15 protein-coding genes are annotated in these 12,921 nt (G+C 72.5%); 9 read left to right on the top strand and 6 right to left on the bottom strand.

All coding sequences use genetic code 11. The annotated features are described in order from the left end of the window. The 9 genes from N4P33_RS24395 to lgt all read left to right on the top strand — a co-directional run. Positions 1-279, top strand: a 279-nt coding sequence (locus tag N4P33_RS24395; RefSeq protein WP_260828871.1) for a TIGR02234 family membrane protein, incomplete at its 5' end; no start/stop codon positions are given. Between the two features lie 100 nt (positions 280-379). Next, a complete protein-coding gene (locus tag N4P33_RS24400) occupies positions 380-631 on the top strand; it encodes an HGxxPAAW family protein (protein ID WP_260828872.1) in 252 nt (83 codons plus the stop codon). Between the two features lie 102 nt (positions 632-733). Continuing rightward, on the top strand, positions 734-1,165 hold the full coding sequence (locus N4P33_RS24405) for a DUF2752 domain-containing protein (RefSeq protein ID WP_260828873.1): 432 nt from the start codon (positions 734-736) through the stop codon (positions 1,163-1,165). A 168-nt stretch (positions 1,166-1,333) separates the two neighbouring features. Further along, positions 1,334-2,143 carry an indole-3-glycerol phosphate synthase TrpC gene (gene trpC, locus N4P33_RS24410; RefSeq protein ID WP_260828874.1) on the top strand — a complete coding sequence of 270 codons (810 nt, stop codon included), beginning with the start codon at positions 1,334-1,336 and terminating at the stop codon, positions 2,141-2,143. A gap of 21 nt (positions 2,144-2,164) precedes the next feature. Then, a complete protein-coding gene (gene trpM, locus N4P33_RS35730; RefSeq protein ID WP_399030071.1) occupies positions 2,165-2,338 on the top strand; it encodes a tryptophan biosynthesis modulator TrpM in 174 nt (57 codons plus the stop codon). Positions 2,339-2,476: 138 nt separating this feature from the next. Then, positions 2,477-3,760 (top strand): tryptophan synthase subunit beta, encoded by a 1,284-nt coding sequence (gene trpB, locus N4P33_RS24415; protein ID WP_260828875.1) that lies wholly within the window; start codon positions 2,477-2,479, stop codon positions 3,758-3,760. Next, positions 3,757-4,575 (top strand): tryptophan synthase subunit alpha, encoded by an 819-nt coding sequence (gene trpA, locus N4P33_RS24420; RefSeq protein WP_260828876.1) that lies wholly within the window; start codon positions 3,757-3,759, stop codon positions 4,573-4,575. The genes trpB and trpA overlap by 4 nt, the downstream gene beginning before the upstream one ends. 97 nt (positions 4,576-4,672) lie before the next feature. Next, on the top strand, positions 4,673-5,446 hold the full coding sequence (locus N4P33_RS24425) for a DsbA family protein (RefSeq protein ID WP_260828877.1): 774 nt from the start codon (positions 4,673-4,675) through the stop codon (positions 5,444-5,446). 85 nt (positions 5,447-5,531) lie between these two features. Then, positions 5,532-6,473 carry a prolipoprotein diacylglyceryl transferase gene (gene lgt / locus N4P33_RS24430; protein ID WP_260828878.1) on the top strand — a complete coding sequence of 314 codons (942 nt, stop codon included), beginning with the start codon at positions 5,532-5,534 and terminating at the stop codon, positions 6,471-6,473. Positions 6,474-6,628: 155 nt separating this feature from the next. Here lgt and N4P33_RS24435 read toward each other — a convergent pair whose 3' ends face one another. The 6 genes from N4P33_RS24435 to N4P33_RS24460 form a co-directional block, all read right to left on the bottom strand. Continuing rightward, on the bottom strand, positions 6,629-7,447 hold the full coding sequence (locus N4P33_RS24435; protein ID WP_260828879.1) for a CoA ester lyase: 819 nt from the start codon (positions 7,445-7,447) through the stop codon (positions 6,629-6,631). After that, positions 7,444-8,637 carry a CaiB/BaiF CoA-transferase family protein gene (locus N4P33_RS24440; protein WP_260828880.1) on the bottom strand — a complete coding sequence of 398 codons (1,194 nt, stop codon included), beginning with the start codon at positions 8,635-8,637 and terminating at the stop codon, positions 7,444-7,446. Before N4P33_RS24440 ends, N4P33_RS24435 begins: the two co-directional genes overlap by 4 nt. Then, positions 8,634-9,998, bottom strand: coding sequence for an ADP-ribosylglycohydrolase family protein (locus tag N4P33_RS24445; RefSeq protein ID WP_260828881.1), 1,365 nt, complete (start codon positions 9,996-9,998; stop codon positions 8,634-8,636). The genes N4P33_RS24440 and N4P33_RS24445 overlap by 4 nt, the downstream gene beginning before the upstream one ends. Beyond that, the gene (locus N4P33_RS24450) at positions 9,986-11,167 is read right to left on the bottom strand and encodes an ADP-ribosylglycohydrolase family protein (protein ID WP_260828882.1); all 1,182 of its coding nucleotides are present in this window, start codon (positions 11,165-11,167) and stop codon (positions 9,986-9,988) included. Before N4P33_RS24450 ends, N4P33_RS24445 begins: the two co-directional genes overlap by 13 nt. Positions 11,168-11,174: 7 nt before the next feature. After that, a complete protein-coding gene (locus N4P33_RS24455; protein WP_260828883.1) occupies positions 11,175-12,410 on the bottom strand; it encodes an ADP-ribosylglycohydrolase family protein in 1,236 nt (411 codons plus the stop codon). Next, positions 12,407-12,921, bottom strand: a 515-nt coding sequence (locus N4P33_RS24460; protein ID WP_260828884.1) for an ADP-ribosylglycohydrolase family protein, incomplete at its 5' end; no start/stop codon positions are given. The genes N4P33_RS24460 and N4P33_RS24455, both read right to left, overlap by 4 nt.

Consider the following 12,921-nt stretch of genomic DNA (forward strand, 5'->3'; position numbering starts at 1 on the left):
GTCCAGCGCGATGCCGCCGAGGCCGCCGGTGACACCTCCGCCACGGTGGAGGTCCTCAGCCACACCGCGTGGCCCTACGTCGCGGCCGTCGGCGGCCTGCTGCTCCTGCTGGCCGGCGCCCTCGCCCTGCGCTACGGCCGCCTGTGGCCGGCGATGTCCGGCCGCTACGAACGCGACGGCACCCCGCGCGCCCGCCGCCGGACGGCCCCCGTCGACCCGGACCGCCCCGAGGAACTGTGGAAGGCCCTCGACCGAGGCGAGGACCCGACGAGCGCGTGACGCGCGCGGGAAGCACCCCCGAGTACGGCACGCGTACGCGTGCGGGACAATGGGCGGGAGCATCCTGCTCAGACACGCACACAGCAACGAGGAGCAAGCAATGGCGGGCAGCAGCCACGGTCACACCCCGGCCGCCTGGACCGGTGTCACTATCGCCTTCATCGGTTTCTGCGTCGCGGGCGCGTTCATGGTGATGGACCAGCCGCTGGGCTTCTGGGCCGGCATGGTCGTCGTGCTCCTCGGCGGCGTCGTCGGCTGGATCATGCGCGCGATGGGGATGGGCCAGCCGAAGAACGCGCACCCCGTGCACCAGGTCACCGGCGACCGCGCACCGGCGCGCGCCGAGGGCTGAGCACCACCGAAGGACAGGGGCGGTCCGCACGAACGGTGCCGGAACCGCCCCTGACGCGTGTGCGGGACGCGCCCGCCACCACCGCACGGGCACAATGCACGGGTGAACGCCGCCAGCAGCCCGACCGCGTCCCGCCGAGCCAGGGCCGCCCGGCTCGCCGTCCCCGCCGGGATTCTCGCCGCCGTCGCCGGTGCCTTCGCCTACGTCGGGGCCGTCGACCCCAACGAGCCCGGCCACTACCCCGCCTGCCCGCTGCTCCGGCTCACCGGCCTGTACTGCCCCGGCTGCGGCGGACTGCGCAGCGCCCACGCCGTCGTCCACGGCGACCTCCTGACCGCCCTCCAGGCCAACGCCCCCGCCGTCCTCGGCTACGCCGCCTTCGCCGTCCTGTGGACCGTCTGGGTGGTCCGCACCCTGCGCGGCAGGCCGTTCCGCCTCGACCCGCCGCCGGTGCTCCTGTGGTCCGTCGGAGCGTTGCTGCTGCTCTTCACCGTCGTCCGGAACCTGCCGTTCGGCGGCTGGCTGCACCCTTGATCGACACAGGAACGTCCAGGTAGTGGGACCGCGGGTCAACCGGATGCGAGGCATACGCCCCGCTGCGGATACCATCGCAGTGACCATCGGTTTCGTCCGGCCAACCGTCCGGCGAGCTGTCCGGCGAAACCGACCGAAGACCCGACCGTACGGAAGGGGGCCGCTCGCGTGAGTGTGCTCGACGAGATCATCGACGGAGTCCGTGCCGACCTCGCGGAGCGGCAGGCGCGCGTCAGCCTCGACGAGCTCAAGGAGCGCGCGGCGAAGGCCCCCGCGGCCAAGGACGGCGTGGCCGCCCTGCGCGGTGAGGGCGTCAAGGTCATCTGCGAGGTCAAGCGCTCCAGCCCCTCCAAGGGCGCGCTCGCCGCGATCGCCGACCCGGCCGGACTCGCCGCCGACTACGAGGCGGGCGGCGCCGCCGTCATCTCCGTCCTCACCGAACAGCGCCGCTTCGGCGGCTCGCTGGCCGACCTCGAAGCGGTCCGCGCGCGCGTCGACATCCCGGTGCTGCGCAAGGACTTCATCGTCACGTCGTACCAGCTCTGGGAGGCCCGCGCGTACGGCGCCGACCTGGCCCTGCTGATCGTCGCCGCCCTCGACCAGCCGGCCCTGGAGTCGCTGATCGAGCGCGCCGAGTCCATCGGCCTCACCCCGCTCGTCGAGGTCCACGACGAGGAGGAGGTCGAGCGCGCGGTGGACGCGGGCGCCAAGGTCATCGGCGTCAACGCCCGCAACCTCAAGACCCTCGAGGTCGACCGCGGCACCTTCGAGCGCGTCGCGCCCGAGATCCCCGACCACCTCGTCAAGATCGCCGAGTCCGGCGTCCGCGGCCCGCACGACCTCATCGCCTACGCCAACGCCGGCGCCGACGCGGTCCTGGTCGGCGAGTCCCTGGTCACCGGCAAGGACCCCAAGACGGCCGTCGCCGACCTGGTGGCCGCGGGCGAACATCCCGCACTCCGCCACGGCCGCGGCTGACGCCCCGCTAGGCTTGACGCGATGACCCTCCCGATCACCCTGGCGACCAGGGACCCGTACGCGCGCCTGGCACGAGGCTGCCGTCCCAGAGGCTGCCGCGCCCCGGCCCGCCGCGTCCACGGCCGCCGAGTGCGTTACGTGATCGGCGACGAGCCGGGGCAAGTCAACGGGCGTCGATGGCAGCGCGCCCCATAGGGGCGCGGGGCTCTGCTTGATATGCGGCTACCGCCGCGTGTGCGCGACCAGCCACGAACGGCCCGCAGCCAACAGACAATCTCCGCCCCCACGGCGATCAGTGTCTTTTCACGCACGCACTCACCGTGAGGTTTCCGCATGCCCAGCACCTTCTTCATTCCCGACCCGGAGGGTCAAGTCCCCTCACCCGAGGGCTACTTCGGCGCCTTCGGCGGCAAGTTCATCCCCGAGGCCCTCGTCGCCGCCGTCGACGAGGTCGCCGTCGAGTACGACAAGGCCAAGCACGACCCGGAGTTCGCCCGCGAACTCGACGACCTCCTGGTCAACTACACCGGCCGCCCGAGCGCCCTCACCGAGGTCCCCCGTTTCGCCGAACACGCCGGCGGCGCCCGGGTCTTCCTCAAGCGCGAGGACCTCAACCACACCGGCAGCCACAAGATCAACAACGTGCTCGGCCAGGCCCTGCTCACCAAGCGCATGGGCAAGACCCGCGTCATCGCCGAGACCGGCGCCGGCCAGCACGGCGTCGCCACCGCCACCGCCTGCGCCCTGTTCGGCCTCGACTGCACCATCTACATGGGCGAGATCGACACTCAGCGCCAAGCCCTGAACGTGGCGCGCATGCGCATGCTCGGCGCCGAGGTCGTCGCCGTGAAGTCCGGCAGCCGCACCCTGAAGGACGCCATCAACGAGGCGTTCCGTGACTGGGTCGCCAACGTCGACCACACGCACTACCTCTTCGGCACCGTCGCGGGCCCCCACCCCTTCCCGGCGATGGTCCGCGACTTCCACCGCGTCATCGGCGTCGAGGCCCGCCGCCAGCTCCTGGAGCGCGCCGGCCGCCTCCCCGACGCCGCGATCGCCTGCGTCGGCGGCGGCTCCAACGCCATCGGCCTCTTCCACGCCTTCATCCCCGACACGGACGTACGCCTCATCGGCTGCGAACCCGCGGGGCACGGCATCGAGACCGGTGAGCACGCCGCCACCCTCTCCGCCGGCGAGCCCGGCATCCTGCACGGCTCCCGCTCGTACGTCCTCCAGGACGACGAGGGCCAGATCACCGAGCCGTACTCGATCTCGGCCGGTCTCGACTACCCCGGCATCGGACCCGAGCACTCCTACCTCAAGGACTCCGGCCGCGGCGAGTACCGCGCGGTCACCGACGACGCCGCGATGCAGGCCCTGCGTCTGCTGTCGCGCACGGAGGGCATCATCCCGGCCATCGAGAGCGCCCACGCGCTGGCCGGCGCCCTGGAGGTCGGCAAGGAGCTGGGCAAGGACGGCCTGATCGTCGTCAACCTGTCCGGCCGCGGCGACAAGGACATGGACACGGCCGCCCGCTACTTCGGCCTGTACGACACCGACGCCGAGGTCGCCGAGGACGCCTCCGGCACCGCCGAGATCGAGGGGGACGCCAAGTGAGCGGGAACATCCAGCTGCTGCAGGACACCCTCGCCGCGGCGAAGTCCGAGGGGAGGGCCGCGCTCATCGCCTACCTCCCGGCCGGGTTCCCGACCGTGGACGGCGGGATCGAGGCGGTCAAGGCCGTCCTGGAGAGCGGCGCCGACGTCGTCGAGGTGGGCCTGCCGCACAGCGACCCCGTCCTCGACGGGCCCGTCATCCAGACCGCCGACGACATCGCCCTGCGCGGCGGCGTGAAGATCGCCGACGTGATGCGCACGGTCCGCGAGGCCCACACGGCCACCGGCAAGCCGATCCTCGTCATGACCTACTGGAACCCCATCGATCGCTACGGCGTGGAGCGCTTCACCGCCGAGCTGGCCGAGGCGGGCGGCGCGGGCTGCATCCTGCCCGACCTGCCGGTCCAGGAGTCCGCGCTGTGGCGCGAGCACGCCGAGAAGCACGGTCTCGCGACCGTCTTCGTGGTGGCGCCCAGCAGCAAGGACGCACGGCTCGCCGAGATCACCGCGGCGGGCAGCGGCTTCGTCTACGCGGCCTCCCTCATGGGGGTCACCGGCACCCGTGAGTCGGTCAGCTCGCAGGCCGAGGACCTGGTGCGGCGCACCCGGGCCACCGGCACAGGCTTGCCCGTCTGCGTCGGCCTCGGCGTCTCCAACCCCGCCCAGGCCGCCGAGGTGGCCGGCTTCGCCGACGGCGTGATCGTCGGCTCGGCCTTCGTCAAGCGGATGCTGGACGCCCCCGACGAGACCGCCGGACTCGAAGCGGTCCGGGAACTCGCGGCCGACCTGGCGAAGGGCGTGCGCGGGAAGGCGTAGCCGAGCGGTCGGCGGCAGCCAGTCATACAGGTCGCTCGTACGGGTGGACCTGGGACCGGGGAGGCGCGGTGCGCCTCCCCGGTTCGTTCTGCGGGGTGTGAGCGAGAAGAACCGTGACGGAAAGCGCACCGCCCGGGAGCGGCTGGCGGTCGAGCGTGAGAAGCAGAAGGCCGCCGAGAAGCGGCGCCGCACCCTGATCGTGGGCGCGTCCGTGGTCTGTGTCCTGGGCCTCGCGGCGGTGATCGGTGTGGTCGCCGCCAACGCCGGCAAGGACGAGGGCAGCGACTCGGCGGGCCCGGTCGTCGCGCCCTCGGGCGCCCTCGGCGAGGACGGCCTCGCCATCCCGGTCGGCAAGGAGGACGCCAAGGCCACGCTCACGGTGTGGGAGGACTTCCGCTGCCCGGCCTGCAAGTCCTTCGAGCTGGCCTACCGCCCCACGATCCACGAACTGACCGAGTCGGGCGACCTGAGAGTCGAGTACCACCTGGTCACCCTCATCGACGGCAACCTGGGCGGCACCGGCTCGCGCAACTCCGCCAACGCCGCGGCCTGCGCCCAGGACGCGGGCAAGTTCGCCGCCTACCACGACGTGCTGTTCGACAACCAGCCGCCGGAGACCGACGACGCCTTCGCCGACAACGCCAACCTGATCGACCTGGCGGGCAAGGTGCGCGGCCTCGACACGCCCGCCTTCCGCTCCTGCGTGGAGGACGGCAAGCACAACAGCTGGGTCGTCAAGTCCAACGACGCCTTCCAGAAGGGCGGCTTCTCGGGCACGCCGACCGTGCTGTTCGACGGCAAGAACATCTACGAGGACCGGTCGATGACCCCGGAGAAGCTGAAGAAGATGGTGCAGGAGGCGAACCAGTAGGCCCGGCGGGGACCCCGCCTGTTATGGAGCCGTAGCCGGGCCGCCTGCCGTCGGCCCGGTCCGGCACGGTAGCGTCGACCTTGCCATGGAACTTGCCTACATTCCCAGCCCGTCGAGCGGGGTGCTGTACCTCGGCCCCATTCCGCTGCGCGGCTATGCGTTCTGCATCATCATCGGCGTCTTCGTTGCCGTCTGGCTCGGCAACAAGCGCTGGATCGCCCGGGGCGGGCGGGCCGGCACGGTGGCCGACATCGCTGTCTGGGCCGTCCCCTTCGGCCTGGTCGGCGGCAGGCTCTACCACGTGATCACCGACTACGAGCTGTACTTCAGCGAGGGCCGGAACTGGGTGGACGCCTTCAAGATCTGGGAGGGCGGCCTCGGCATCTGGGGCGCGATCGCCCTCGGCGCGCTGGGCGCGTGGATCGGCTGCCGGCGCCGGGGCATCCCGATGCCCGCGTACGCCGACGCCGTCGCGCCGGGCATCGCCCTCGCGCAGGCGATCGGGCGCTGGGGCAACTGGTTCAACCAGGAGCTGTACGGGAAGGCGACGGATCTGCCGTGGGCCGTGGAGATCACGTCCTCCGCGGACGGGCGGGTGCCGGGCACGTACCACCCGACGTTCCTGTACGAGTCGCTGTGGTGCATCGGCGTCGCGGTGCTGGTGATCTGGGCCGACCGCAAGTTCCGGCTCGGGCACGGGCGGGCGTTCGCGCTGTATGTCGCCGCGTACTGTGTGGGCCGGTTCTGGATCGAGTACATGCGGGTCGACGAGGCGCACCACATTCTGGGGCTGCGGCTGAACAACTGGACGTCGATCCTGGTGTTCCTGCTGGCGGTGCTGTACATCGTGCTGTCCGCGCGGAAGCGGCCGGGGCGGGAGGACGTTGTCGAGCCCGGGGCCCCGGAGACCAAGGGTGAGGCGGCGGAGACCGACGATGAGGTGTCGTTGACCAAGGCCGATGCCGATGCCGATGCCGATGCCGAGTCCGCGGACAAGGATGGGGCCGGGTCGGCGAAGAAGCGCTGAAGGTCTGTTGTACGTCGCTGAGGGCGCCCGGGATTTCCTGGGCGCCCTTGGTGTGTGTCGGGTGGTCGCTTCGGTGGGTTCGGCACCGCCGGAATGCGTCGTGGGGGCTGAGCGCCGTTGCGGCGGGAAAAGTTTTGTCGGCGGAGAGATTTTTGTCAGCGTCTGCGGGCCAGGGACAGGGTGCGGTGGGCCGTGGCCACGACCGCTGCGTCGATGAACGTGCCGTTGGGGAGGGCCTGGGCGCCCTCCGTGGTGGCTGCTGCCTTGAGGATGATCTCCGCCTCCTCGATCTCCTTCTCCGTGGGGAGGTAGGCGCGCTCGATCACCGGGAGCTGGAGGGGGTGGATGGCCGCGCGGCCCAGGAAGCCGAGGGTGCGGCCGTGGGCGCAGGACGCGGTGAGGCCCTCCAGGTCGCGGGTGTCCGGGTGGACGGACTGGGTGGGCGGGGGCAGGCCCGCCGCCCGGGCGGCGACCACCACGCGGGAGCGGGACCAGTCCAGGCCGGCGTCGTCGCGTACGCCCAGGTCGGCCCGGAGATCCGCCTCGCCGATCGCGATGCCGCGCAGCGCCGGGTGGGCGCCGGCCACCGCGTACGCGTGCTCGATGGCGAGGGCCGTCTCCAGGAGGGCGTACAGGGGGAGGGCCGAAGGGGTGCGGTGTGCGACGTGGAGGATGTCCGAACGGTCGGACACCTTAGGCAGGCGCAGGCCGGAGAGGCCCGGCGCCGGGGCGAGGGCGGCCAGGTCGGCGTCGGCCCAAGGGGTGGTCAGGGCGTTGACGCGGACGTGCACCGGGACCGGCTGCGGTTCGCTCAGCAGCTCGGCGGTGGCCTCGCGGGCGTACGCCTTGCGGTCCGGGGCGACCGCGTCCTCCAGGTCGATCACCACCACGTCCGCGCCCGAGGCGAGCGCCTTCGCCACCACGTGCGGGCGGTCGCCGGGGGCGTACAGCCAGGTCAGCGGGAAGCCCGTCACAAGGCGCCCTCCGCGCGGAGGGCCGCGAGGTCGGCCGGGGTCAGGCCCAGCTCGGTGAGCACCTCGTCGGTGTCGGCGCCGTGCGGGCGGCCCGCCCAGCGGATCGCGCCCGGGGTGGCGGAGAGCCGGAACAGGACGTTCTGCATGCGCAGCGGGCCCAGCTCGGGATCGTCGACGGTGGTGATGGTGTGGAGGGCCTGGTACTGCGGGTCCTCCATCACGTCCCGTACGTCCTGGATGGGTGCCACGGCCGCCTCCGCCTTCTCGAAGGCCGCCAGGACCTCCGTGCGGGTGCGTTCGGCGATCCAGCTGCCGACGGCCTCGTCGAGGATGTCCGCGTGCGCGGCGCGCTCGGCGCCGGTGGCGAACCACGGCTCGTCGATCAGCTCCGGGCGGCCCACCAGGTGCATCACGCGTTCCGCGACCGACTGGGCGGAGGTGGAGACGGCGACCCAGGTGCCGTCGGCGGTGAGGTAGGTGCCGCGCGGGGCGTTGTTCTGGGAGCGGTTGCCGGTGCGGGGCTGGACGTGGCCGAGCTGGTCGTACCAGGTGGGCTGGGGGCCGAGGGCGGTGAGGATCGGCTCGATCAGCGCCATGTCGACGACCTGGCCCTCGCCGGTGCGGTCGCGGCCGGCCAGCGCGGTGAGGGTCGCGTAGGCCGTGGTCAGTCCGGCGATGGAGTCGGCGAGACCGAACGGCGGAAGGGTGGGTGGCGCGTCCGGTTCGCCGGTGATCGCGGCGAAGCCGCTCATCGCCTCGGCGAGGGTGCCGAAGCCGGGGCGGTGCGCGTAGGGGCCGAACTGGCCGAAGCCGGTGACCCGGACCAGGACCAGGCGGGGGTTGGCGGCGGAGAGCTCTGGCCAGCCGAGGTCCCATTTCTCCAGGGTGCCGGGGCGGAAGTTCTCGATGATCACGTCGGCGGTCCCGGCGAGCTTGAGGAGGGTGGTGCGGCCGCCGGGTGTGGACAGGTCCAGAGTGATGGTGCGCTTGTTGCGGCCGAGCATCTTCCACCACAGGCCGATGCCGTTCTTCGACGGGCCGTGGCCGCGGGACGGGTCGGGTTTGCGGGGGTGCTCGACCTTGATGACCTCCGCGCCGAAGTCGCCGAGCAGGGTGGCGGCGAGGGGGCCGGCGAAGAGGGTGGCGAGGTCGAGGACGCGCAGGCCGGTGAGGGGAGGGGTGGTGGTCATGGGCGGGTGGCCTCCTGGTGGGTGAGCTGGGCCAGGGTGTCGAAGCCGGTGCCGTTGAAGTCGCCGACGGAGGTGGCCAGGCGGTTCTTCAGAGGCGCCGTCCAGCGGTCGGGGAGCGCGGCGGGGGTGCCTGCGAGGAGTGCGGCGATGCTTCCGGCGGTCGCGCCGTTGGAGTCCGTGTCCCAACCGCCGGAGACGGCTCGGCAGATGGAGCCGGTGAAGTCGCCGTCGGCGTGGGTGAGGGCGGCGGTGATGAGCGCCGTGTTGGGGATGGCGTGGACCCAGTGGTGGGTGGCCGCGTAGGTGGCGTGGAGTTTGTCCACGACGGTGGTGAAGTCGTCGTGTTCGTGCGCCAGTTGTACGGCGTGGTGGATGGCTGCCGCGAGGCGGGAGCGGGGTGGGACGACGGTGAGGCCGGTGCGGAGGCAGGCGTGGATGTCGTGCGTGCCGGTGGCGGCCGTGGCGATGACGGCCGCGATGAACATCGCCGCGTAGACACCGTTCGCGGTGTGGGTGAGGGTCGCGTCGCGGTGCGCCTGCTCGGCGGCGGCGGCCGGGTCGCCGGGGTTGGTCCAGCCGTGCAGGTCGGCGCGGATCAGGGCGCCGATCCATTCGCGGAAGGGGTTGCGGTGGCGAGCGGTGTGCGGGGGTTCCAGGCCGGTCAGGAGGTTGCGGTAGGCGAGGCGTTCGGCGGTGAAGGTGCGGCCGGCGGGGAGTTCGTCGAGCCAGAGGCGGGCTGCGTCGGTGGGGGTGAAGGTTCTGCCGTGGCGCTGGAGGAGAAGGAGGTTGAGGAGGGGGTAGTTGAGGTCGTCGTCCTCGGGCATGCCGTCGATGTTCTCGGCGAGGGAGGTGGGGGCCGAGCGGCGGTTCCAGGGGTACGCGATGAGGAGGTCTTCGGGGACTCCCTTGGCTGTGAAGTACGTGGTGAGGGGCCAGTTGCCGGTTGCCGCGGCGAGTTGGCGGATGCCGTCCAGGGGGAGCTTTTCCACTGGTTTGCCTAGAAGGCATCCTGCGGCTCTGCCCAGCCAGGCTGCTTCCAGGTGGGCCGGGGTGGGGGCACGCCTGCCCGCGGAGGGGTGAGGCCATTCGGGGCAGCTCGCCTTGATGCGGTTCAGGTCCGTCGGTTCTGCGTCTGCCAAGTTGCTGGGGAGGTCGGCGAGTTCGTCGAGGAGGTCTTCGGCGAGTTGGCGTAGGTACCTCGAAGCGGGGGTCGGCGATGCGCCCGCTCGTAGCGGGGCCTGCTGCCCTCCCGCTGCTCGCCATCTTGCGGCGATCGCCGAAGGCTCTCTGCCGTCCAGGGTTGCCTGGTGGAGTTCGTGGGCGATCAGGTCTTCCGGTTGGACCCAGGTCAGGCGGAGCATGGGTCGGCTCCGAGTTCCGTGAAGGCCTGTTCGTGGGTGCGGCGGCGTTGGACGTCGTTGGCGAAGATCTCCTGGGTGACCTCCGTGAGGGTTCTCGCCGGTTGCCACAGGTCCAGGCGGCTGGCCTCGGCGACCCGCTTCGACCAGTCCTCCGGGGGCGGTGAACCCAGTGCTCCTGCGATCGCCCCGGCCATGGTGGCGATGGAGTCGCAGTCGCGGCCGTAGTTCACGGCGCCCAGGACCGCGTGGCGGTAGTCGCCGCGGGACACGAGCAGCATGCCGAGGGCGATGGGGAGTTCCTCGATGGAGTGGAGGCGGGAGGGGCGGCGGGCGCCGAGGGAGGGGTTGCGGTAGTCGGGGCCCACCGTGTCGTAGGGGGTGACCGCCTGTCGCAGGGGGCGCAGGGCCGACTCGAAGTCCGTGTGGTGGGCGGCGACTTCGCAGACCTGCTCGATCGCCGCCCGGGTGCCGTCCTTCGCCAGGGACAGGCAGGCCGCCACCACCGAGTCCGGGGTCGCGCCCGGCGTGCAGGCCGCCGCCACCGCCGCCGCGAAGACACCGGCCGCCTCCCTGCCGTACGACGACTGGTGGGCGCCCGCGATGTCCAGGGCCTCCGCGTAGGCGGCGGGCGGGTTGGCTGCGTTGACCAGGCCGACGGGCGCCATGTACATCGCGGCACCGCAGTTCACGATGTTGCCGACGCCCGCCTCGCGGGGGTCGACATGGCCGTAGTGGAGGCGGGCCACCAGCCATTTCTCCGCGAGGAAGACGCGGTGGAGGAGCAGCGCCTCGGACTCCAGTTCCGGGATCCAGCGGGGGGTGGTCATGAGGTCCGGGACCAGGTGGCCGACGATCGCGTAGGCGTCGAGGTGGTCGCGGACCGTGGCGTACACCCGGATCAGGGCGTGGGTCATCAAGGTGTCGTCGGTGACGTGGCCGTCGCCCTTGTGGTACGGAGCGATGGGGCGGGCGGTGCGCCAGTCGTCGCCGTTCCAGGGGCCGACGATGCCGTGGACGCGGCCGCCGTGGCGTTCGGCGATCTGGTCGGGGGAGTAGCCCTCGACGGGGCCGCCGAGCGCGTCGCCGACGGCTGCGCCGACGAGGGCGGCGGTGATGCGTTCGTCCAGGGGCGGGCCCGAGGGTCGCTTCGGTCGGGTTTCCTGTGTCATGCCGGAATCATCCTTCCGGTGGGGTCGGGTGGGTGGCGGCCAGGAGATTGGCGAGTTCGACCAGGTCCGTGCCGGTCAGCCGGGGCAGGACGCAGCCGGAGAGGGTGCGGCAGCTCTCCCTCCAGGACTCCGGGATCGCGGTGCCGCCGCCGAGCGCGCCGGTCAGGGCGCCGGTGAGGGCGGGGGCGGAGTCCGCGACGCGGGACAGGCAGGCCGCCGCGGGGACCGCGTCCGCGATGCGGCCGTCCGCGGCGACGGCCAGGGCGAGGGCGACGGGGACGGTCTCGGCTGCGGCGACGCCGTAGCTGTAGACGTGGTCGATGATCTGGTGTTCCAGGGGTGGTACGAGGGCGAAGGCGCTGTCGGCGGTCCCGGCGAGAGTGAGGGCGTGGCGGGCGTTGCGGCCGATCTCCGTCTCCTCGGGGAGTTCGGTGAGGGCGGCGGTCACGCAGGTGTGGACGTCCTGGCCGGTCAGGGCGAGGGAGAGGGCGGCGGCCATGGCGCGGGCGCCGTGGACTCCGTCGCCGTCCTGGGTGTAGCGGGCGTCGAACTCGGCGAGGTCTGCGGCGCGGTGGGGGTCGCCGGGGTGGGCGACGGCGAGGACGCAGGCGCGGATGCAGGCGGCGTCGTCGAAGTAGTGCGGGTTGTCGTGGCCGGTGGCGGGTGGGCGCAGGCCCGTGGCGAGGTTGCCGAGGCCGGCGCGGACGGAGATGCGGGCGCGCAGGGGGAGGACGGCGGACTCGATCTCCGGGGCGCGGTCGGTGGCGGCGGCGACCTCGCTGGCCACGGCGTTCCAGGTGAGGTCGATGGCGGCGCGGGTGCGGCGTTCGCGGCTGAGGTCCGCGAGGGCGGTGTCGTCGCCGGCGCGGAGGATGGCTTCGGCGGCGAAGGCGGCCCATTCGGCGTCGTCGGAGGGGCCCAGGTGGAGGGGTTCGGGGGGTTGGTTGAGGGCGATGGGGACGGGGAGGGTGGTGGTGGCGTTCTGTTCGGCGAAGGTGTCCAGCTCGCGGGTGAGGCGGCGGGTCCATTCGGGCATGCGGGCGGCGCGGTGGCGGGCGGCGGGCCAGCCGGCGGCGTCGCCGAGTGCGAGGCCGAGGAGGAGGCCGGTCACGGCCTCGGCTGCGCCATCGGCCTTTTGTTTCCCACCCGCACCACCCGTTCGGGTTTCCTGGAGAGGTGCGGGTTGTGCCCGTGGGGCGCATTCGCCGTCGGCGGGTGCGGGTGGTCGTCCTGGGGGGTTCATGACGGAGGCTCCGTGGTGTCGGCTGCTGCCAGGACGTACGTGTCCGGGGGCCGTTCGTCGGTCAGCAGGAGCTCGTGGGGGGTGCAGGCGGGCTCTGTGAGGAGGTCCGCGATGTCCAGGACGTGGTGGCCTGCCATCGCCGGGAGGCAGGTGCCTCTTGCTGGGCCGATGGGGGTGCTCCAGGCCCGCGGGATCGCCGTCGTGCCGCCCGTTGCTCCTGAGAGGGCGCCAGCCAGTGCTGCCGTCGTGTCGGCGTCGCGGCCCATGTTGACGGCCATCAGGACCGCCTGTTCGAAGTCGCCGTCGGCCGCCGCGTACGCGCCGAAGGCGAGGGCGACCGCCTCGGGGGCCAGGTCGGTCCAGGGGTAGCCGCCGATCACCACCGCTGAGCGCACCGCGCGTTCGCCGAGGTGGGCGGCGGTGACCGCGCGGCGCAGGGAGCGGGCGGTCCAGGAGTCCTCCGGGACCACCGCCAGGGCGGAGGCGACGACGGCCTCCACCCGCGCGCCCG

Source organism: Streptomyces sp. 15-116A (assembly GCF_025290915.1).
Lineage (GTDB): Bacteria > Actinomycetota > Actinomycetes > Streptomycetales > Streptomycetaceae > Streptomyces.